This window comes from Halorussus salinus, from assembly GCF_004765815.2.
In the GTDB taxonomy this organism is placed as follows: Archaea; Halobacteriota; Halobacteria; order Halobacteriales; family Haladaptataceae; genus Halorussus; species Halorussus salinus.
This window is the reverse complement of the sequence record NZ_ML974129.1, coordinates 121,628-141,628: the sequence shown is the minus strand read 5'-3', so window position 1 is coordinate 141,628 and position 20,001 is coordinate 121,628. Positions and strand designations below refer to the sequence as shown.

Below are 20,001 nucleotides of genomic sequence, written 5' to 3'. Positions count from 1 at the left end.
TCCAATACCGAGCGTAACAGTCGGTTACTGCGGTGCCTAATGGTTGATTACGGGGGTGTAGGTACTGGATAACAAAGTGGATAGGATTGTGTGTATCTATCGCGCAGCCATGACCACCACCGACAACAGACTCACCAACGGCGACGACACGATGGCCGAGAACCGCTGCCAGTCCTGTGGCTCCTTCGTCACGCGGGACTTCGCCCGCGTCTTCGGGAACAACCACAACGAAGTCTTCGGCTGTCTAGAGTGCATGACCGCGACAGAGGTCAAGAAAGGCGGCGCGCGAGCGGACGAGGTGGACACGACCAACCTCATCGGCGGCCGCGACCCGCTCCGGTAATCGTTCGGGACGAATCCTGAATCGTAGCGTTCTACGAAACCCGACTCGACAGCGTTGCGTCCGTCACTTCTGCGTCGATAACGTCCGCGTCGGTCGCTACGGTCGGTGACGCTCGCGTCGCTCCGCGTGCGAAACGGAGTTCTCCGACTCAGAGCTTCGACAGCACCGCGTCGGTCACGTCTCTCGTCGTCGCGTCGCCGCCGAGGTCCGGCGTGTGGGGACCGGACGCCAACGTCTCCGTGACGGCGGTGCGCACGCGCTCGCCAGCGTCGTCGTGGCCCAGATACTCCAACAGCATCGCGGCCGACAGCATCGTCGCGCTCGGGTTGGCGACGCCCTCGCCCGCGATGTCGGGTGCGGTACCGTGGACCGGCTCGAACAGCGCGCGCTCGTCGCCGACGTTCGCGCTCGGGAGGAGTCCCAGTCCGCCGACCAGTCCGGCCGCGAGGTCCGACAACACGTCGCCAGCGAGGTTCGGGCAGACGACCACGTCGTACTCCTCGGGACGGGCGACGAGGTGCATCGCCAGCGCGTCCATCAGCGCGTCGTCGTAAGCCACGTCGAACTCGTCGGCGACCGCCTTGGCTGTCTCCAAGAAGAGGCCGTCGGTGGTCCGCATCACGTTGGCCTTGTGAGCAATTGTCACATCGCTCCCACGGTTTTCGGCGTACTCGAAGGCGTAACGCGCGATTTCCTCGGAGGCCTCTTCAGTAACGACCCGTGTCAGCGTCGTTACGCCGGGCGCAACCTCGGTCTCGTGGCCAGCGTAGACGCCTTCGGTGTTCTCGCGGACGAACACGAGGTCAGTCTCGGGCTTGGCCGCGTCCACGCCGGGGTAGGCCCGCGCGGGCCGGACGTTGGCGAACGACTCGACGGCGCGCCGGAGCGGGATGATAACGTCGGCCGCGGTGTCGCCCGCCGCGCCGAACAGCGTGGCGTCGGCGTTCGCGGCGAGGTCGCGGGTCTCGTCGGGCAAGGCCTCGCCGGTCTCGTCCTTCACGGCGTCACCGGCCTCGGCCTCGGTGAACTCGAACTCCGGGCCGACCGCTTCGAGGACTTCGCGGGCCGCCGGGACGACCTCCCGGCCGATGCCGTCGCCGGGGATGACGACGATTTCTTCGGGGTCGTCCGCAGTCATTCGGCTTCCTCCCCGTCGCTGGCGGCGTCTTCGGCGGTCTCGGCTTCGGCGTAGGGCAGGTCCGCGGCGGTCCGGGCGACCGCGTCGGCGTTCGATTTGAGGAGCGCCGTAGTGTCCCAGACGCCCTCGACCAGCGCCTTGCGCTGGGCGTCGTCCACCGTCGCGTCGATTCGGTTGTCGTCGTAGCGAACCGTCTCCTCGGCGACGTTCACCTCGATTTCGGCGTCGGGGTTCTCCTCGACGTAGTTCTGGAGGGCTTCGATGTCGTCCTGACTCGCCGTGACGGTCGGCACGCCCAACGCGAGGCAGTTACCCGCGAAGATTTCGGCGAAGCTCTCGCCGACGACGGCGTCGATGCCCCAGCGCACGAGCGCCTGCGGAGCGTGTTCGCGCGAGGAGCCACACCCGAAGTTCGCGTTCACGACCATGACCGAGGCGTCTCGGTATTCGTCCTCGTTGAACGGGTGGTCCTTGGGTTCGTCCTCGTCGGTGAACCGCTGGTCGTGGAACGCGAACTGGCCGAGACCGTCGAAGGTCACGACCTTCATGAACCGCGCGGGGATTATCTGGTCGGTGTCGATGTCGTTGCCGCGGACCGGAATCCCGGTCCCCGAGACGTGTTCGACCGTCTCGATGTCCGTCTCGCGGGTCGCGTCCGCCTCGCCGCCTGCGCCCGCCTCGCCGCTCATGCTTGCACCTCCGAGTCCGCGGCGTCGGATTGCGGTCGGTCGGCCTCCGGCAGGTCGGTCTCGTCGAACTCGCGGGCGTCGGTGACTTCACCCTCGATTGCGGCCGCCGCGACCATCCGGGGGTTCATCAACACGGTCTTGCCGTCCTTGCTCCCCTGTCGCCCGACGAAGTTGCGGTTCGACGAGGAGGCGCTGGCCTCGTCGCCCTCCAGTTGGTCGTCGTTCATGCCGAGGCACATCGAGCATCCGGCCTCGCGCCAGTCGAAGCCAGCCTTCTCGAAGATTCGGTCCAGACCTTCCTCCTCGGCGGCGGTGGCGACGCGCTGACTGCCGGGGACCACCATCGCGCGCACGTCGTCGTGGACCTCTCGTCCGGCGACGAGTCGCGCCGCGCGCCGGAGGTCGGGCAGGCGGGCGTTCGTACACGAGCCGAGGAAGGCCACGTCGATGGGGTAGCCTTCCATCGTGTCGCCCGGTTCGACGCCCATGTGTTCCTGCGCGTCGCGGGCGGTCTCGCGCTTGTCCTCGGGTAGCTCCTCGGGGTCCGGAATCGGCTCGGTGATGCCGACGCCCTGTCCGGGCGTGGTGCCCCACGTGACCATCGGTTCGAGCGCGTCGCCGTCAATGACCACCTCGTCGTCGTACTGGGCGTCGTCGTCCGACGCGATGGACTCCCAGTAGGGCTTCAGTCGCGCGAACTCCTCGGGGTCGTCGCGGAAGGCGTCGGTGTCTCGCAGCCACTCGTAGGTGGTCTCATCGGGGTTGACGTAGCCCGCGCGAGCGCCGCCTTCGATGGACATGTTGCAGATGGACATCCGGCCCTCCACGTCCAGATTCTCGATGGCCTCGCCCGCGTACTCGTAGACGTAGCCGACGCCGCCGTCGGTGCCCAACTTCCGGATGATTTGGAGGATAACATCCTTGGCCTCTACGCAGTCGCCCAGTTCGCCCGTGACGCGGATGCGTCGGACCTTCTTCTTCTCCATCGCGACGGTGCCGGTCGCCAGCACGTCCCGAATCTGAGAGGTGCCGATGCCAAAGGCGAGCGCGCCGAAGGCTCCGTGGGTCGAGGTGTGGCTGTCGCCACAGACCACCGTCATGCCGGGTTGGGTCAGGCCCTGCTCCGGGCCGATGACGTGGACGATGCCTTGGTCGCCGGTGTCGGGGCTGGAGAAGTCGATTCCCGCCTCGCGGACGTTCTCCTCCAACTCGGCCATCATCTCCTCGGCCGCGCCCTCGTAGGGCCGGTCGCGGTCGGCGGTCGGGACGATGTGGTCCACGGTGGCGTGGGTCCGCTCGGGGTAGGCCACGTCGAGGTCCCGCTCGCGGAGCATCCCGAACGCTTGGGGACTCGTGACCTCGTGGACGAGGTGGAGACCCACGAACAACTGGGTCTGGCCGGTCGGAAGTTCGGTCACGCTGTGGCGGTCCCACACCTTGTCGTAGAGGGTGCGCTCGCTCACGCGGACCTCCTCCCTGCGGTCGCGGTGGCAGTGGTCGCGGTGACAGTGGTCACGGTGACAGTGGTCGGGTACGGTACGCCGCTCGGAGTTCTCGCGGTTCGCTGGATTTCTTTAGACATTGCGTATCTTTCTTTGGTGATTCTATAGATGGTCGAAGACGGCACTCCGGACCGCCCGCTACGCGGTTCGCCGCCGGAAAAATCCGTACGCTCGTCCATCGCTATTCTTCGGATTCGACGGGGTCGCGCTCGCCGCCGCGCTCGAAGACGCGGTCCGCGCCCTCGCCGTGGGGCGGCGTGTGGGCCACGTCTTTCATCCGGTCCTCGTCGGTTCGCTCGTCGTCCTCCTCGCGGGCGTCGGCGTCGGCCTCGGCGTCGCGCGCCTCTCGGCGTCCGCCGTCGGCGGCCACGACCGGCCCGCGCTGGAACGGTCGGTTGACCGTGCCGCGGTCGGCGTGGGGATGGGTGTGGCTCACGTCTCCCATTGGGGTCGAGTTGCCGTCGTCGGTGTTCTGGTCGGTTCCTGTCGGGTCGTCTCGGCTCTGGGTGTGTCGGTTCATTGTCAGTCGTCGGCTCGCACTTTCTCGGATTCGCTGTCGTTCTCGCTCGATTCCTCGGCCGCTTCGGACTCCTCTGCCCACGCGAACAGGTCGCGCAGGCGTTCGCCCACGTCCTCGATTTCGTGGTTCTTCTCGGCGATGCGGCGCTGGCGGTAGGACGGTCGGCCCGCCTGATTCTCCGTGACCCACTCGCGGGCGAACTCGCCGTTCTGGACCTGCTCCAATACTTCCTCCATGTTCTCGCGGGCGTGGTCGTCCACGACCGCCTCGCCGCGGGTCAGGCCGCCGTACTCGGCGGTATCGGAGACCGAATCCCACATCGCGCCGAGTCCGCCCTCGTACATCAGGTCCACGATGAGCTTCATCTCGTTCAGACACTCGAAGTAGGCCATCTCGGGGCTGTACCCGGCGTCCACGAGGGTCTCGTATCCGGCCTTGATGAGTTCCGCGACGCCGCCACAGAGGACGGCCTGCTCGCCGAACAGGTCGGTCTCGGTCTCCTCGCGGAACGTGGTCTCGACCACGCCAGCACGGGTGCAACCGATTGCCTTCCCGTAGGCGAGGGCCTGCTCCTCGGCGTTGCCGGTCGCGTCCTGATAGACCGCCAGCAGGCCCGGCGTGCCCTCGCCGCTCTGGTAGTTGCGCCGGACGAGGTGGCCCGGCGACTTGGGCGCTATCATCGTCACGTCAACGTCCTCGGCCGGTTCGATCTGGCCGTAGTGGACGTTGAACCCGTGGGCGAACTGGAGCGTGTCGCCCGCGTCCAGTTCCTCCTCGATGTCGGCGTAGACGCTCGGTTGCACCGTGTCGGGTACCAGCACCGAGACGATGGACGCCTCGCTGGCGGCCTCGACCGGGGTGGCGACGCGCAGGCCGTCCTCCTCGGCGGCCTTGCGCGACGACGAGTCCTCCCGAAGGCCGACAATCACGTCCACCCCGCTGTCGGCGAGGTTCTGGGCGTGGGCGTGGCCCTGACTCCCGTAGCCGAGGACGGCTACCGTCTCGTCGTCAATGTGCGAACTGTCCGCGTCGTCGTCGTAGTAGATTTCCGCGTCGAATGCCTCAGTCATCGTAGGTTCCTGTCTGGATTTCGTCTGATTGGTCGTCGTCCGATTCCTTCGCGTGGCCCGGCTCCTCGCCGGGCGTCGTCGGGGTGTCGCCCCGCGCCAGCGCGGTCTGGCCGGTCCGGGCGATCTCGATGATGCCGAACTGCCGGAACGCGTCGATGGCGTCGTCTATCTTCTGCTGGTCGCCCGTAATCTGGACCGTGATGGTCCGCGGTCCGGCGTCCAGCGTCCGGCCCTCGTACATCTCGGTGATGGCTTGGACCTTGTCCGGCTCCTCGCCCCGGACTTTCAGCACGACGAGTTCGGCCCGCACCGCGTCGTCGTCTAACTCGCCGACCTGAATTACGGGCTTGAGCTTCGCCAGTTGCTTCTTCACTTGGTCGATGCCGGGGTCGGTCTCCTCGACGACCAGCGTGATGCGCGCGTGACCCTCCACCGTGGTCGGCCCCACGGTCAGGCTCTCGATGTTGAACTGCCGCCGGGAGAACAGCCCGGAGACCCGCGAGAGGACGCCGGGTTCGTGTTCGACCAGCGCCGAGACCACCGCGGTCCGATGCTCGGGTTCGGCCTCGGCCTCGGGGTCGATACGGATGCCCTTCGCGTTTCGCCGCCCGGACGGATGCGGTCGCTCGTCGGGCGACGGTCCCGGCAGTCCGTTGCGCGGAATCTCGGGGTGCGGTTCGGCGTCCGAACGGGCGTCGGTCTGCTGGTCGGGCGTCTCGTCGCTACTCATAGCTGGTCCTCCGAGAGCGCGAACTTCCCGTTGGCTCCGCCGCTGGGCACCATCGGATAGACGTTCTCTGCGGGGTCGATGTGGAAGTCGATGACCGACGGCCCGTCGTAGTCGAGTGCCTCCTCGATGGCGTCGGCGACCTCGTCGTAGTCGTCCACGCGCAGGCCCTTCGCGCCGAACGCCTCCGCGAGCTTGTCGAACTCCGGACACCAGTCGTAGTCGGCCGCCATCTGGCGACCCTCGAAGAAGGCGTCCTGCCACTGGCGGACCATCCCGATGTAGCGGTTGTTCAGCACCGCCACCGTGATGTCCAGATTCTCGCGGACCGCGACCGAAATCTCCTGCATCGTCATCAAAAACGAGCCGTCGCCGTCGAAACAGACGACCTGCTGGTCGTCCTCGGCCGCGATTCGCGCGCCGACGGCGGCCGGGACGCCGTACCCCATCGTGCCCAGTCCGTGCGAGGAGACCCATGTTCGGGGACTCCTGTAGGTCCAGAACTGGGCGGCCCACATCTGGTGCTGGCCGACGCCGGTGGTGACGATGGCGTCGTCGTCGGTGGCCTCGTCGAACGCCTCCACGACGAACTGCGGCTTGAGCGGTTCGTCGTCGGGCGTGGCGTAGGCCATCGGGTACTCGTCTTGCCACGACTGGCACTGGTCGCGCCACTCGCGGGCTTGGGGTGAGCGGTCCATCTCGGCGTCGATGCGTTCGATTGCGGTGCCCGCGTCGCCGACGACCGGGTAGTCGGCGTGGACGTTCTTCGAGATTTCCGCGGGGTCGATGTCCACGTGGACGACCTCGGCCTCGGGCGCGAACGTCTCGACGCCGCCCGTGAGTCGGTCGTCGAACCGGGTGCCGACGGCGACGAGACAGTCGGTGTGCGTGATGGCCATGTTGGCGTAGCCGGTGCCGTGCATCCCGGCCCACGACAGACAGAGGTCGTGGTCCTCGGGCATCGAGCCGATGGCGGGCATCGTCGTCGCCACGGGGATGCCGTGTTCCATCGCGAAGCCGCGGGCCACCTCGCAGGCGTCGCTCTTGACGACGCCGCCGCCGAACAGGAGGAGGGGTTTCTCCGCGCGCTCGACGGCGCGGGCCGCGGCTTCGACCTCGGCGTCGTCGGGGGTCTCCTCGACCTGATAGGTCTCGGGCGTCTCGGCGGGGCCGGGTTCGCGGTCGGTCTCGGCGAGCGTCGTGTCCTTCGGCAGGTCCACGAGCGTCGGGCCGGGTCGGCCCTCCGCCGACAGCGCGAACGCCTCGCCCACGGTGTCGCCCACCGTGTCGGCGTCGCCCGCGAAGTAGTTGTGCTTCGTGATGGGCGCGGTGACGCCGGTCGTGTCGGTCTCTTGGAACGCGTCGGAGCCGACCATGTGCGAGGGGACCTGTCCGGTCAGCGCGAGCATCGCGTCCGAGTCCATGTCGGCGTCCGCGATGCCCGTGACCAGATTCGTCGCGCCGGGACCGGACGTGGCGAGACAGACGCCGGGGTCGCCCGAGACCACGCCGTAGGCGTCGGCCGCGTGGGCCGCGCCCTGCTCGTGGGCCATCGTGACGTGCGCGAGGTCCGAGTCGTACAGCGCGTCGTAAACGGGCATGATGGCACCGCCCTGCACGCCGAACAGCGTCTCGGCTCCGGCGTTTTCGAGCGCGGCGACGACGGCCTCTGCGCCGGTTTCGACGCCGGTTTCGGTCGTCCCGACGCTCTCGTCGGCCGCGTCGGACTCGGGAGGAGCGTGTTCACTCACGCCAACCGTCCTCCGGTGCTGGCGGTCGATACCCTTCCGTCGATGCTGGCGAGCGATTGCTCGCTGGTGATGCTGGCGGACGATGGTTCGCTGTCGGTGCTGTCGTCGTCGGTGGCGTGCGATTCGGTGTCACTGGTCGTCGAGCGCGTGCTGGTCGATTAGAGAACGATGCGGAACGTCGGGTCGGAGAAGTGGTGTTGTAGGGGCTCAGGCCCCTACGATAATCGCGCGCTCGACAGTCGCACTGCTGGCGGCCGGTGCGCCCGCGGCGTCCGCCGCGAGCGCGCGTCGAGACGCGAGGCGTCTCGTGCCGGTGGCAGTCGGTGACTGTCGCATCGTTACTGGGAACGTACCGACGCCGACGTTCAAAACCTTTTCGCGAACTGCAACCATTGCGCGAAGTTCGGGAGACTGTCACACCCGACGAGCGCCTCCGTCCCGGCGGCGACGCGGGCACCGGGCGAGCGACCGGACCCGCCGCGCGCGGCTGGCGAGGCGGGGCGAATCCGGGCGTCGCCATCAGGCTCGGACCTCCCGTTCCTCCTCGGCGACGCCGACCTCGCGGGCGAACCGCTCCAAGTCGGCGACCGTGACGCGGTTCTTCTCCGCGCCGTAGTCTTTGACCCGGCGGGTCACCTGCCGGACCTCGCCGTCGGTCGGCGCGAAGCCGCGGTCCTCCAGTCGCTTGCGGACCGAGTTCGCGCCGGTGTGCTTGCCCAGTACGAACTCGCGTTCGGCACCGACCATCTCGGGCGTCATGACCCCCGGCTCGAAGGTGTCGGAGTTCTCGATGACGCCCGCGGCGTGGATGCCCGACTCGTGGGCGAAGGCGTTGTCGCCCGTGATGGGCTTGTTCGCCGGGACCGGAACGTCGCTGTACTCCTCGACCGTCCGGGAAGCTTCGACGATGCCGGTCGTGTCGATACCGGTCTCGACGCCGTACACCGATTCGACCGTCATTACTACCTCCTCGTAGGCGGCGTTTCCGGCGCGCTCGCCGATGCCGTTGATGGAGACCTGCGCTTGGTCCGCACCGGCCTCGAATCCGGCGACCGCGTTGGCCGCGGCCATCCCGAAGTCGTCGTGGGTGTGAACGTCGATTCTGGCGTCGGTCCAGCTATCGACCGCCGAGACGAGGTCGGCGAACCGCGTCGGCGTCGCCACGCCACAGGTGTCGGGGATGTTTATCCAATCGACGCCGACCTCCGAGACCGCGGAGACGACCTCCCGCAGGTACTCCTCGTCGGTCCGGGTGGCGTCCATCGGGGAGAACATCGCCGTCGCGCCCGCCTCTTTCACTCGCTCGACTGCGTTCACCGAGCGGTCCACGACCTCCTCGCGAGTGGCGTGCATCGAATCCTCTAGCTGCACGTCGCTGGTCGAAGCGAAGACGTGGACCATCTCGACGCCGGAGTCGATGGCGGCCTCCACGTCCTTGTCCACCACGCGAGCGAGTCCGCAGGTGGTCGCCGAGGTGTTCGCGGCGATGTCGCTGACCGCCTCGAACTCGGCGTCGGAGTTGACCGGGAACCCTGCCTCGATGACGTGGGTGCCCATCTCGTCCAGCGCGGCCGCGATAGTTCGCTTCTCGTCGTAGGAGAAGGACGTACGGGGTGCCTGTTCACCGTCGCGCAGGGTCGTGTCGAAGACCCGCGCGGACTCGAATTCGCCGTTAGTTTTCAACGTGCCGTCGAAGAACTCGACCCGCCCGACTGGTATCGGACGAGTGCATGTCGTTGTCAGACATCGTACTCGGTGATGGCCACTTTCTCCTATTTAAGCGTACCGCTGCGACAGGTCGGATGTTCCGTCTGACACGACTCTCATCGGGGCACCGAGAGCAAAATCGCCCGACTGAAACGTCCTGTAACTATTCGAATGTCCTTATTCGACCTTATATTCACTTCGGTAACCATACTTTGGTGCGGTTCCTGAACAGTTGGTTTTCAAAATATACGGCCGAGATATTCTCGGGCGCGGTTCGGTCGTCGGACGGGAACTCCTCGGTCGGGGGCCGAAACCACGCAGAGTCGCGCGTGAGTCGCGCACGCACGGGTTGTCACCGCCGGAACAGTAAGAAGGCTGGCGACCGTAGTTCCGTTCGATGACGACTCAAGAGGTTACGGACTTACTCAAGAAGGCGTACAGCGACGAAATCGAGACCGTGATGAACTACCTCACCAACTCTATCGTCCTCGACGGCGTGAGCGCCGAGGAGGTCAAGGAGAGCCTCGAAACCGACATCCAAGAGGAGTTAAACCACGCCGAGATGCTCGGCCAGCGGCTCAAGCAACTCGACGAGCGCCCGCCCGCTTCCTACGACTTCGAGGCCCGTCAGGAGAGCCTCCAGCCGCCGGAAGACAGCACCGACGTGCTGTCGGTCATCGAGGGCGTCCTCGACGCCGAGGAGGACGCCATCGAAACCTACCGTGCGCTCATCAAGGCGGCGGGCGACGACGACCCCGTGACCGAGGACATCGCGGTCACCATCCTCGCCGACGAGGAGGCCCACCGGACGGAGTTCCGCGGGTTCAAGCGCGAGTACGACGAGTAGCGACGCCGGACCGCGGCCGCCGAGCGCGACGCCGGACCGCCCTCCGTTCTCGTGACTAACCGCCACGCTTTACTTTATTGTTACCTGTTCGCATACTATGCCTCCCGAAACGTCGCTACGTTGGCGACTATTTCCACACGTATTTCGAGTGAGACATCTATTCGCGTCCGAAAGAATACAAAATTTTATTTTCACCCCCTCTGTGGTATGAGACGAGATGTCACTCCAGCGGGCACGCTTTCGCGGGGACCCTTCGACCCACGAGTTTCAGGAGGTGTTGAAACGGCTCAAACACGACGGTTGCAACCTTCTCGTCACCGGTGCCGTCTCCGAGGACGTGACGGTCGAGGCGACGCGGACGCTACTGGGCGCGCCGAACGCCGAGCGCAAACGAGTCGTCGCACTGGCCGACCCCAGCGCCGGGAACGTCTACGAACGGCTCCCGCCGGGCGTCGATTCGGACGACTCGGACGTGTGGATAATCGACCAAGACGCCTGCCAGCGGTCGGTCCCGAAGGCCGCCGAGAGCGGCGGGGTGTCGCTTCCCACCGACGAGACCGACCGGAGCGCGCTCGGCCGACTCCGCGAGGAGGTCGTCGTCGCCATCGACTTCTTCGCGGACGCCGACAGCGGACTCGACTCCTCGGAACTCCGCCTGTCGGTCTCGTCGCTCGGCCGGATGGCCCACGAGTACGACCCCGACCGCGTCGCGCGATTCGTGCGCTCGGTCTCGGCGATGGTCAAGGGGGTCCGCGGGATGGCCCACTACCACCTCCCGCGACCGGACGACGACGAGGTGGTAGACCGTCTCTCCCCGCTGTTCGACGCCCGCATCGAACTCCGGAAACGCGACGGACTGCCGACCGAACAGCGGTGGCACGTCCCCGAGTGCGACCAGCGGACCGACTGGGTGCGCCTGTGAGGTGATTCATGGACCCGACGTTCACGGCACACACCGACTGCACGACCGTCGAGATAACAGACCCCGTCGAGAACGCCCGCTTCGAACTCGACACCGCCTCGCCCGTCTCCCCCTCGCCCGCCCCGACCGACGAGTTCTACTTCCCCGTCGATTCCGCCATCGCCTTCGAGACGAGTAGCGTCGGCGTCCCGAAACTCGCCAACGTCCTCGTCCGCACCCAGTCGGGCGACCTCGTCGCCGACAACGCCGACCACGTTGACCGGTCGCTCGACCCCGGCGCGTACACTCTCGAACTCAGCACCGCGCCGATGAAACTCTACCTCTCCGTCGAGAGCGCCATCGAGGTCCGCCACGACGAGGCGACCGTCACCGTCGATTTCGGCGGCCCGACCGAAGTCGCGGTCGGCGCGCGCTCGTTCCACGACCGGCCCGCTGGCACCGTCACGACCACGCCCGACCCCGTGGGTGCGATGGACGCGATTTCGCTCCTCGGGTCGGCGCTCAAGACGACCAGTCCCGAGCGGAGTTTTCCGACGCTCCGGGGTCATCCGCCGCTCGTGGAACTAGGCGACGAGTTCGACGCCCCCGAGGGTGTGGCTCGCCCCGACACGGGGGTCCGACTCGAACTCCCCGCGGACTACCAGTACGTCTACCCCGCGGCGTCGCTGGCGTACTACCTCGGCGCGGAAGTCGTCCCGGCCGACCATCCTCGACTCGTCACGGACGCTGGCTTCGCGTACGACCTCGACGGCCCGCGGGGCTACGAGACCACCGTCGGGCGCGTCCTCCGCCAGACGTTCTTCTTCGACTGTGTGACCCGGACGGAAGGCTACTACGACGTGGACCTCCACGAGCGCGAGGCGCTCGACCCCGACGTGGGGCTGGACTTCGCTGACCTCTACGACCGGTCGCTGGCCGAACGACTGGCCGCGTACCTCTCGGTCCCCTTCGAGTCAGTCGCCGACCACGTGCCCGACTGGAGCCTGACGACCGACGTGATGGCGACTCCGGACAACGTCGAAGTGCTGCCGTTCGTCGCCGACGACCTCGCGCTGGTTCGGTGTCCGGGCGACCCGACCGGCGCGTCGGTGAGTCCGACGCCCGAACCCCTCGGCGAGTTCTTCCGGAGCGGCCCGGACGGTGCGGCCGACGCCCGCACCGCCGACGACGCGGCCGAGGAGTTCACCAGAAGCACGACCGACGGGAACTCCTCGACCGTCCAGCAGAGCGAGATTTTCAACCCCGAACCGGTCGAGACGGTCGAACACGCGTGGGTCGGCGAGGGGTTCCCGGTCGGCGCGAACAAGGCGACCGTCGAGTCCTACCGGCGGCGCGCCCGGCGGTCGGCCCCCGACGAGACTAGCATCGAGGTCCACGTCGTCTGCAACGACGAGCGCATGAACGAGGAGGGCGTCGTCGAGGAGTTCTACGGGCTTCGGGACCTCCTCCGGTTCGACGTGTCGGTTCACGACGAACTGACGACCGACGAACTCCGGGACCTGCTGGCCCAACCCGCCGACTTCCTGCACTACATCGGCCACGTGGACGGCGACGGGATGCGGTGTCCCGACGGTCACTTGGACGCCCGGACGCTCTCGGAAGTGAACGTGAAAGCGTTCGTCCTCAACGCCTGCCGGTCGTACGCGCAGGGCGAAGCACTCGTGGAGGCCGGAAGCTACGGCGGCGTCGTCACCCTCGCGGAAATCGCCAACAGCGTCGCCACCGACATCGGCCGGACGCTCGCGCGACTCCTCAACTGCGGGTTCCCGCTCCGGGTCGCGCTCTCGGTCGTGAAAGACGCCATCGGTCCGGCCTACCAGTACACGACGGTCGGCGATGGAAGCGTGACTCTCTGTCAGAGCGAGAGCGGTTGTCCGCTCCACCTCAAAATCGAACGGGTCGGCGAAGACGAGTTCGAGGCCAACGTGCGCGCGTACTCGTCTCCGGGGTACGAACTCGGTTCGATATATCTCCCGATTATCGGGCAGAACTCGGTTCATCAACTCGTCTCTGCGGGGGACAACTCGTTCCGGATTACGAAATCCGAACTAAACGACTACTTCGACCGTGAAGTCATGCCGGTTAGTTACGAGGGGAATCTCTACTGGAGCGACGAACTATCCGTAGAGGACCTGTGACTTACGGTCCACTGTAGGCGCTTGCACCGTTCGCAGCCACGTTCCCGGCCTGCATCAACAGCAGGCATATCGTGAACAGCGCGCCCATCGCTCGGGGGTGTGATTCGAGAAACTCCGCCATCCGTGCGTGCGTCGTGGGTTGTGCCATGACCACTTTTGGCAAGGACGACGAGCTAATTCAATCTGTTTAAAAGATGGCAATAGAAATATTCTTAAAATAGATTGCCAACATTTATTTAAAATGTTCGATTTCCGAACGTCCCTCAGGGGGCAAGGATTTTGGCGGGGGAGTGTGAGCGAGCGCGTATGGGCAGTGGTTTCGACCTCGACCTCCAGACGGTCGAGCAGGAGATAGCGGACGACGAGGAGGGCACCGACGGGACCGACCGGCGCATCGTCCTCGGCGAGTTAGACGGGACGACCGACGAGCGCGAGTGGTTCGAGGTCGTGGACCGCGGCAACGTCCTCGTGTTGGCGGTCGAGGGCGACCTCCCCGAGTTGGCGGCCGACCTCGCGCCGCGGGTCAAAGAGCGCGGCGGCAACCTGATTCACTTCCGGGAGTTTCTCATCGTGACGCCCGACGACGTGAGCGTGGACACCGAGCGGCTGTGAGCGACTCCTCGTCGTAATCGCCGGACCGGGAATCCGCCGGGGCGCGGAGGCGTCGGCAGAGCGGCGACCGCCGAGAGGACAACGGTTTTCCCGCGCGCGGCCCCAGTAGCCCCTATGACCGAGTACACCACCGTCTCGATTCCGAAGGACCTCGCGGACCGCGTCGAGGAGACCATCGAAGGCACCAGTTTCTCCAGCACCAGCGACCTCGTGCGCTTCCTCCTCCGGAGTATCGTCATCCAGCACCAGAAGGAGGGCGAACTCACCGAGTCGGAGTTCGAGGAGATAACCGGCCAGCTCAGGGAACTCGGCTACCTCGAATAGCGTCGGTTGGCGGCGACGACAGCGACTGCCACAGCGACTACGACAGCGATTCGGTCGGGGGTTCGGCGTCCACGACCTCCAGCGGCTGTCTGCGGCCCGAGCGGTCGAACGCTCCGAGCGACGACTCGTCCCACGGCGGCACCGCGACCAGAATCGCCTCGTGGAGGTCGTCGGTCTTGTTCACTTCCAAGTTCCCCTTGGGGTGGGCGATGAACCGGCCTTGGGTCTGACCCGCCGGGACCGAGAGGTCCACACCGAAGACCGCCGTGATGGACTTCCCCGCGTCCGGCGGATAGAAGTGCGTGAACACCGGCGCGTCGGGCGGTAGCTCCTCGGTGCCGTCCAGTTCGCCAGCGGGCGTGACCGCGAGCGAGACGGTCAACTCGTCGGGTTCGGCCTCCGCCGCGAAGTCCAGTAACACGTCCACCAGCCCCCGAGTTACGTACACCACACCTCTCTTTTGGCCCGTCCGCGTATAACCATACTGCCCGCGACAGCGACCGCGATTCTCGATACGGGGACCTCCTCCGACGGTGGCGCTTGCCGCCGACCGACGCGACGAGTGAAAACGTATTTCAACGAGTGCGTCGAGTGTCTGACTTACGTCGGACACGTTCGTGTCTCGAAAAATATAGAATATTTCATAATATAATAGCTATTACTGGTATTTGCAATGTCCGAATCCGACCTCACCACGTATCTCGCAGAGAATCCCCGGAAGATGGGCGTCCTGTTCACGATGCTACTGCTACTCACGCAGGCCGGAAACGCGTCGGCCGGAATGGCAGTGGCCTGTTACGGACCGTAAACCTAAAACTCGTTCACCTCAAGGTCGTGGCTCCACGTGAACTCGCCGTCTACTTTCATCGGAACGTTCTCCATCGCCAGCGTCGTCCGAAGTTCCTCGCGAGTCATCGAGTACGGTCCGTGTCGTCCCGAAGTGAGATGGTAGCGTTCGGGGTCGCCGAACCGTGGCCTGAAGAACCCGCCAATTCCACCGTCTCCGGAGACGTAGCTTTCGACCGACACCTCGAAAACGCTGTCGTCGTCGCCAGTCTCTACGACACAGAGCATCGCCATGTTGCTCTCGGTCTGGACGATGTCGACGTTCCCGTCGCCGACGACGATGTACTGGTCGCCGACGATGCTCCGCCCGCGGGCGATGGAGAGCGCGGCCCGGAGCGGGAACCCGCGGTTTAGCAGGCGGACCATCGTCTTGCCGACCCGGACCGCGCCGCTGTTTATCACGTCGCTCAACGTCACGACGCCGCCGACGCTCCCGGCGTCGATGAGTTCCATCCCTTGCTCGTATGACTGGCAGGCGTTCAACACGAACGCTTCCGCGCCCACCGAGTCCACGTCTCCGGCGTCGAGGTGGCCGTCCGCACATTCGAAGCCCGCCCCGTCGATGTGGCCGATGTAGTGGAGGAACGCCGTCTCGTCGGCCAGCACCGCGCGGAGTTCGTCGGTCCGCAGGTTGCGGTGGACCGTCACGTCGAACGGTAAACTCTCGCGAGAACCGTACACCTCGGCGGCGATGTCGCGCTCCTCGTCCATTTCGGTGTCGTTGCAGACGACCGAAATCTCGATCTCCTCGGCTTCCGACCGCTGTTCCAACCGATTCCGGAACGCGGTCGGGGTCGCCTTGCTGGCGTCCACCGGCGCGTGGTCGCCGATCCACGCCTGTTCGACCGAGTCGCTGCCCTCGGGTTCGACCACCGGGCGCGTGTCCTCCGACTCCGAGGAGCTTCGCGTGAAGTCGCCGTCCCGCACGAGTTCGCCGGACGAAGTAGTCGTACGCCGGGTCGGTCGTCGGGACGCGGGCGTCCGGACGACCGCGAGGTCGTCCACCAGAAACGGCACGGTAGCGACGTTCTCGGGCGTCGGTTCGACGTGGGTCGTCAGCTTCCACGTCGGAATCTGGTCCTCGACCACCTCGAAGGGGACCGAGAGGTACGCGGCCAGTCGTTCGGCCAGCGACCGGTCGTAGAGGGCCGCAAAGTCCAGCCCCACGTCGGGGTCGAGCGCCTCGCGCTCGTGGAGCGCCACCGGGTAGTAGCCCTCCGTTCGGGTCACGCAGTCGAGCAGGAACGTCTGCTTGAGGACTCTGGCCACTTCCTCTTCGAACCCCTTCGGCCCGTCGAGGTCGTAGGCGAACCCGTCCGCACGAGCAGTCCCGTCGGTGACGATGCGGGGCGCGCTCGCGTCGGTCACGGGAACTAACTCCGCGCCGAGGTAGAACGCCAGCGGTGCGGCGACGTAGGCCCGGCCGCGCTCGGGCGGCAACTCGATGCGGACGCCGGTATCGGGGCGAGCGAGTTCGTCGGGAATCGACAGCTCGTCGCCCAACTCCACGAGGGGCGGGTGGCCCCGCAACGTCGGAAAGCTCCGCTCGGGACTGGTCGTCTTGAGCGCCGACCCGAGCGTCGAGAGCGCGGCCATCACGTCGCGGGGGTCGTCGGTCGTCGTGACCGTCGCCGCCGGGCGTTCGTGGTGGGACCGCGCGCCGACGCGAACCGTCGTCGCCGACTCGAACCCGAACCGAATCCCGTCGTCGGCCCCCGTCACTCTCATCGGTCCCTCGACGGCGAGATAGAGTTTCATCGGCGCGCACAACTCGACGCCGTAGCACCCCGCCGGAAGGCGTCGGTCGGTCTCGCTCCCGACTTCGAGGAGCATCCCACCAGTCGCGTCGCGGACGTACGACGCGACGAACGTCGGAAGCGCGAGCGTGTCGGTCGTGACGGCGACCGCGTCGTCTACCGGGAACCGAAACTCGTCGGCGTCGGTCGGCGTCGGGGAGACCGACCCCGACGTTCCGATAGTGTACGTGCGCCGCTCGATTCGGTCCCGGATTTCGAGGCCGGTCGGCTCCGTCGCGGCCTCGAACGACAGTGTCACTGCCACACCCCCAGTCGTTTCTCACGCGTCGGTACCCCTTGGAGGGAACGCATGTTTTCTACCCTAGTGCTGGAATTGCAAAAATTTACTGGTGAGTTTCGTCAGTTTCGAACCGTTCGGTCACCGACGCAGTATCATCCGCAGATTCTCGGCGTAGAGCTTCGGCGTCTGTCGTCGCGCGCCGCCGAGCGCGTCGTCCAACGCGCGAGTCGCGTCGTCCATCGCGCCCCGGCCGTGCCCGACCAGCACGCGCTCCGGTCGAAGCCCCTTCAGGGCCGACGGCGGCGTGAGTCGCATCATCGGGTGGACGCCGATGCGCTCGCCCGGCGTCGTGAAGTAGGGCGCGTTGCCGACGCTCTCGGCGACGACCAGCGTCCCCGCCGCCTCGTCGTAGAGGGCGGCCTCCTCCCAGCCGAACGCGTCGGCGACCTTCAGCATCCGGTAGTCCGTGCCCGGCAACGTCGCGTCGAACCGCCGAAGGTCGGCCTCCATCTCGGGCACGCGGTCGAAGAACGCGGGGACGTACACCGGCACGTCGTGGCGGCGCGCTATCTCGTCGGCGTCCCGGTAGTGGCGGTTCAGGAGGACGACGACGCCCGCCACGTCGCCGAACTCCGCGAACAGGTCGTCCACGCCCGGCGCGTCCACGGGGTCTACGGCCCAGACGCCAGCCGCCGTGTCGAGCGCGTGGCTGGCCCGCAACATCGTCTCGTCGGGGTGGGCTATCCACCCGACGCCCTCGTCCCACCGGTTTATCTCCTCGTACTCCGTCGCGGGCTCCGATTTCTTCAGCGGCATAGCCGACTGTACGGACCGAACCCACAAAACCCTCCTGTACGCGTCCTGCGGTGCGAGAGCGTCGGGGGTTTAAGCACCGGGCGTGCGTATCCCCGCCCATGCTCTCGGGGCTGCGCTGGCTGGCGCTCGAAGCGAAGTATCTCGACCGCGCCCGCGAATTCTACGAGACGCACCTCGACCTGTCGGTGGTCCGCGAGGAGGACGGCGAAGTCGTCTTCGACGCGGGCGGGGCCAACCTCGTCCTCCGGGAACCCGGCGCGGTGCCCCGCGGCGGGGTCCACACCCACTACGCCTTCGCCACGCCGCCCGACCGCTACGACGAGTGGTACGACCTCCTCGGCGAGTCGTTCGACCTCACGGAGTTCGACTTCGGCGGCGCGAAGTCGCTGTACTTCTACGACCCGGACGGCAACTGCGTCGAAATCGGCGGCGTCGGCGAGGGCGAGGAGGCCATCACCGACATCTTCGAGATAGTTCTCGAAGTCGAAGACCTCGCGCGCGCCGAGTCGTTCTACCGGTCGCTGGGCTTCGAGGTCGTGGATAGGGGCGACCAGCGCCGTCGCCTCCGACTCGGCGGGCCGGTGGACCTCGAACTGTGGGAGCCGCACCTCGGCATCGCCGACGCTCGCGGCGGTCTCCACGCCGACGTGGGGTTCGCGGCCGACGACCCGGCGGCCGCGGCCGACGCGGTCCGCGACGCGGCCTGTGAGGTCGCCGAAGTTGAGGACGGGACGCGCGTCCGGGACCCCGACGGCCACTACCTGACCTTCCGGTAGCCGAGGCTCGGCGACCGATTCGGTGCCCGCGGCTCCGTAACCGGGTTCGTCCGACCCGAATTCTTCACGTGGCAGTCGCTCGTGGCCTGCGAGGTAACGGCCGGTTGCGCGAGCGAAGCGAGCGCGACCTCCGAGGTCACAGTCGTTCGTACTGGCTCAGCCCTCTCTCAGGTTAGTCGGACTGTGGGTCGCTCGCCCGAGACGACCCGGAACGTCCGAGACGAGTTGGTCCCGCTCTCGGATTTAAACCTTCGTGCGCGACTCCGGCGCGTCTGGTCCGCGCGAGCGCCGCTGGTCGCACGTCCGGAGGAAACTAGAGAATCTCTTGGAGAATGAAAATAAGCTTCTAAGAATGCTATAGTTGTTCCGAACCGTCACATTCCCATGTCGTCGGCCCCGTCGGGCACCGGCAGGTCGTGGGGCGAGACGCCGAGCAGTTCCGCGGCGTGGTCCAGCGCCATGTCGAACCCGTAGTAGCGTTCGAGTTCGTCGCCGTCGGCCGTCGGGCGGACCTTCAGCATGGCGTAGCCCTCGACGTTCTGGGCGATGGCGGCGGTCGAACGGTCGGACTCGAACTCCAGCAGGCGCTCGTCGTCGGTCTCGCGGTAGCGCGCGGTGATGCCGTTCGCGGTGGTCTCCTGTGCGCTCATGCGAGTCGGTTGGGAGCGACGACAGTCGAAGCTACCGGTTCGACTCCGAAGTTCCGGACAAAGACCGAATCCGGCTCAGCGTTCCGCGTCGCGTCCGTCGCGTTCGGGCGTGAGATTCCCGTGTTCGTCGATTTCACCCTTCACGATGCGGGTACTGGAGATGATGTCGCCGTCCGCGGCCGTAACGTGGTCCACGACTTCGACCTCCAGCGGGTCGAACCCGCGCTCGGCGCGGATGTCGTTGATGCGTTGGGCACCGTCGGTCGTCTCGGGCGAGACCACCAAGGCGTCGAACTGCTCCTCGGTGGCGATACCGGTCGGTTCGGTCAACTCTCGGACCTCGAACTCGCGGTCGTACTCGTCGGCGAACCCCGACAGGACCGTCTCCAAGTCGGCCTTCCGCTCGTCGAACGGGCGGACGTACCGGTCCTCGTGGCGCGTCTTCGGCGCGAGTTCGTCGCTCGTCAGACCGACCGTCACGTCGCCGAGTTCGAACGCGCGCTCGAACAGCGCGCGGTGGCCGTCGTGGACCGGGTCGAAGGTCCCGCCCAAGGCAACCCTCATACCCCCGCGAAGGGTGCCCCGC

Annotated in this window: 24 protein-coding genes; 9 read left to right on the top strand and 15 right to left on the bottom strand. The window is 66.6% G+C overall.

Annotated features, from left to right (window positions below):
• Nucleotides 1-109: 109 nt before the first annotated feature.
• The gene (locus EPL00_RS12565) at nucleotides 110-343 is read left to right on the top strand and encodes a DUF7563 family protein (RefSeq protein ID WP_238398193.1); all 234 of its coding nucleotides are present in this window, start codon (nucleotides 110-112) and stop codon (nucleotides 341-343) included.
• Between the two features lie 148 nt (nucleotides 344-491).
• On the opposite strand, the gene EPL00_RS12560 is transcribed toward EPL00_RS12565, so the two are convergent.
• The 7 genes from EPL00_RS12560 to ilvB all read right to left on the bottom strand — a co-directional run bounded on the left by EPL00_RS12560 (nucleotide 492) and on the right by ilvB (nucleotide 7,740).
• Nucleotides 492-1,481, bottom strand: coding sequence for an isocitrate/isopropylmalate dehydrogenase family protein (locus EPL00_RS12560; protein WP_135854508.1), 990 nt, complete (start codon nucleotides 1,479-1,481; stop codon nucleotides 492-494).
• Nucleotides 1,478-2,170, bottom strand: coding sequence for a 3-isopropylmalate dehydratase small subunit (leuD, locus tag EPL00_RS12555; protein ID WP_135854507.1), 693 nt, complete (start codon nucleotides 2,168-2,170; stop codon nucleotides 1,478-1,480). The genes EPL00_RS12560 and leuD overlap by 4 nt, the downstream gene beginning before the upstream one ends.
• Nucleotides 2,167-3,633: a 3-isopropylmalate dehydratase large subunit gene (leuC, locus tag EPL00_RS12550; protein WP_135854506.1), complete on the bottom strand. Its 1,467-nt coding sequence runs from the start codon at nucleotides 3,631-3,633 to the stop codon at nucleotides 2,167-2,169. Before leuC ends, leuD begins: the two co-directional genes overlap by 4 nt.
• 220 nt (nucleotides 3,634-3,853) lie before the next feature.
• Complete coding sequence (locus EPL00_RS12545) at nucleotides 3,854-4,192, bottom strand: hypothetical protein (protein WP_238398192.1); 339 nt, start codon at nucleotides 4,190-4,192, stop codon at nucleotides 3,854-3,856.
• 2 nt (nucleotides 4,193-4,194) lie between these two features.
• Complete coding sequence (gene ilvC, locus EPL00_RS12540) at nucleotides 4,195-5,262, bottom strand: ketol-acid reductoisomerase (RefSeq protein WP_135854505.1); 1,068 nt, start codon at nucleotides 5,260-5,262, stop codon at nucleotides 4,195-4,197.
• Nucleotides 5,255-5,992, bottom strand: a complete 738-nt coding sequence (gene ilvN, locus EPL00_RS12535) for an acetolactate synthase small subunit (protein ID WP_135854504.1) — start codon at nucleotides 5,990-5,992, stop codon at nucleotides 5,255-5,257. The genes ilvC and ilvN overlap by 8 nt, the downstream gene beginning before the upstream one ends.
• Nucleotides 5,989-7,740 carry a biosynthetic-type acetolactate synthase large subunit gene (ilvB, locus tag EPL00_RS12530; protein ID WP_135854503.1) on the bottom strand — a complete coding sequence of 584 codons (1,752 nt, stop codon included), beginning with the start codon at nucleotides 7,738-7,740 and terminating at the stop codon, nucleotides 5,989-5,991. Before ilvB ends, ilvN begins: the two co-directional genes overlap by 4 nt.
• On the opposite strand from ilvB, the gene EPL00_RS12525 reads away from it, so the two are divergent.
• On the top strand, nucleotides 7,729-7,902 hold the full coding sequence (locus EPL00_RS12525; protein ID WP_162224212.1) for a hypothetical protein: 174 nt from the start codon (nucleotides 7,729-7,731) through the stop codon (nucleotides 7,900-7,902). The two genes, ilvB and EPL00_RS12525, sit on opposite strands and share 12 nt — an antisense overlap.
• 45 nt (nucleotides 7,903-7,947) lie before the next feature.
• Here the strand turns inward: EPL00_RS12525 and EPL00_RS24055 are convergent, their stop codons facing one another.
• Complete coding sequence (locus EPL00_RS24055) at nucleotides 7,948-8,076, bottom strand: hypothetical protein (protein ID WP_274380996.1); 129 nt, start codon at nucleotides 8,074-8,076, stop codon at nucleotides 7,948-7,950.
• A 183-nt stretch (nucleotides 8,077-8,259) separates the two neighbouring features.
• The gene (locus tag EPL00_RS12520; protein ID WP_135854502.1) at nucleotides 8,260-9,483 is read right to left on the bottom strand and encodes a LeuA family protein; all 1,224 of its coding nucleotides are present in this window, start codon (nucleotides 9,481-9,483) and stop codon (nucleotides 8,260-8,262) included.
• A gap of 361 nt (nucleotides 9,484-9,844) precedes the next feature.
• On the opposite strand from EPL00_RS12520, the gene EPL00_RS12515 reads away from it, so the two are divergent.
• The 3 genes from EPL00_RS12515 (at nucleotide 9,845) to EPL00_RS12505 (ending at nucleotide 13,354) form a co-directional block, all read left to right on the top strand.
• Nucleotides 9,845-10,294, top strand: a complete 450-nt coding sequence (locus EPL00_RS12515; protein WP_135854501.1) for a ferritin-like domain-containing protein — start codon at nucleotides 9,845-9,847, stop codon at nucleotides 10,292-10,294.
• A gap of 217 nt (nucleotides 10,295-10,511) precedes the next feature.
• Nucleotides 10,512-11,216 carry a DUF7504 family protein gene (locus EPL00_RS12510; protein ID WP_135854500.1) on the top strand — a complete coding sequence of 235 codons (705 nt, stop codon included), beginning with the start codon at nucleotides 10,512-10,514 and terminating at the stop codon, nucleotides 11,214-11,216.
• 8 nt (nucleotides 11,217-11,224) lie between these two features.
• On the top strand, nucleotides 11,225-13,354 hold the full coding sequence (locus EPL00_RS12505) for a CHAT domain-containing protein (RefSeq protein WP_135854499.1): 2,130 nt from the start codon (nucleotides 11,225-11,227) through the stop codon (nucleotides 13,352-13,354).
• Between the two features lies 1 nt (nucleotide 13,355).
• On the opposite strand, the gene EPL00_RS23550 is transcribed toward EPL00_RS12505, so the two are convergent.
• A complete protein-coding gene (locus EPL00_RS23550; RefSeq protein WP_202932648.1) occupies nucleotides 13,356-13,502 on the bottom strand; it encodes a DUF7503 family protein in 147 nt (48 codons plus the stop codon).
• A 158-nt stretch (nucleotides 13,503-13,660) separates the two neighbouring features.
• Between EPL00_RS23550 and EPL00_RS12500 the strand changes: the two genes are divergently transcribed.
• Together EPL00_RS12500 and EPL00_RS12495 are read left to right on the top strand one after the other, a co-directional pair.
• The gene (locus tag EPL00_RS12500; protein ID WP_135854498.1) at nucleotides 13,661-13,966 is read left to right on the top strand and encodes a DUF5779 family protein; all 306 of its coding nucleotides are present in this window, start codon (nucleotides 13,661-13,663) and stop codon (nucleotides 13,964-13,966) included.
• A gap of 114 nt (nucleotides 13,967-14,080) precedes the next feature.
• Entirely contained in the window at nucleotides 14,081-14,290 is a 210-nt protein-coding gene (locus EPL00_RS12495) for a ribbon-helix-helix domain-containing protein (RefSeq protein WP_135854497.1), read from the top strand.
• A gap of 37 nt (nucleotides 14,291-14,327) precedes the next feature.
• Here the strand turns inward: EPL00_RS12495 and EPL00_RS12490 are convergent, their stop codons facing one another.
• Nucleotides 14,328-14,741 (bottom strand): MPN domain-containing protein, encoded by a 414-nt coding sequence (locus tag EPL00_RS12490; RefSeq protein ID WP_135854496.1) that lies wholly within the window; start codon nucleotides 14,739-14,741, stop codon nucleotides 14,328-14,330.
• Nucleotides 14,742-14,963: 222 nt separating this feature from the next.
• Between EPL00_RS12490 and EPL00_RS24050 the strand changes: the two genes are divergently transcribed.
• Nucleotides 14,964-15,098 carry a DUF7503 family protein gene (locus EPL00_RS24050; protein WP_274380995.1) on the top strand — a complete coding sequence of 45 codons (135 nt, stop codon included), beginning with the start codon at nucleotides 14,964-14,966 and terminating at the stop codon, nucleotides 15,096-15,098.
• A gap of 2 nt (nucleotides 15,099-15,100) precedes the next feature.
• Here the strand turns inward: EPL00_RS24050 and EPL00_RS12485 are convergent, their stop codons facing one another.
• Entirely contained in the window at nucleotides 15,101-17,197 is a 2,097-nt protein-coding gene (locus EPL00_RS12485) for a hypothetical protein (RefSeq protein ID WP_368407948.1), read from the bottom strand.
• Nucleotides 17,198-17,311: 114 nt separating this feature from the next.
• Nucleotides 17,312-17,989, bottom strand: coding sequence for a hypothetical protein (locus tag EPL00_RS12480; RefSeq protein WP_135854495.1), 678 nt, complete (start codon nucleotides 17,987-17,989; stop codon nucleotides 17,312-17,314).
• Nucleotides 17,990-18,087: 98 nt separating this feature from the next.
• Between EPL00_RS12480 and EPL00_RS12475 the strand changes: the two genes are divergently transcribed.
• Complete coding sequence (locus EPL00_RS12475; protein ID WP_135854494.1) at nucleotides 18,088-18,765, top strand: VOC family protein; 678 nt, start codon at nucleotides 18,088-18,090, stop codon at nucleotides 18,763-18,765.
• 374 nt (nucleotides 18,766-19,139) lie between these two features.
• Here the strand turns inward: EPL00_RS12475 and EPL00_RS12470 are convergent, their stop codons facing one another.
• Both EPL00_RS12470 and EPL00_RS12465 read right to left on the bottom strand, forming a co-directional pair.
• Nucleotides 19,140-19,415 carry a DUF7111 family protein gene (locus tag EPL00_RS12470; protein WP_135854493.1) on the bottom strand — a complete coding sequence of 92 codons (276 nt, stop codon included), beginning with the start codon at nucleotides 19,413-19,415 and terminating at the stop codon, nucleotides 19,140-19,142.
• Nucleotides 19,416-19,490: 75 nt separating this feature from the next.
• Nucleotides 19,491-19,979, bottom strand: coding sequence for a phosphopantetheine adenylyltransferase (locus EPL00_RS12465; RefSeq protein ID WP_135854492.1), 489 nt, complete (start codon nucleotides 19,977-19,979; stop codon nucleotides 19,491-19,493).
• Between the last annotated feature and the right edge of the window lie 22 nt (nucleotides 19,980-20,001).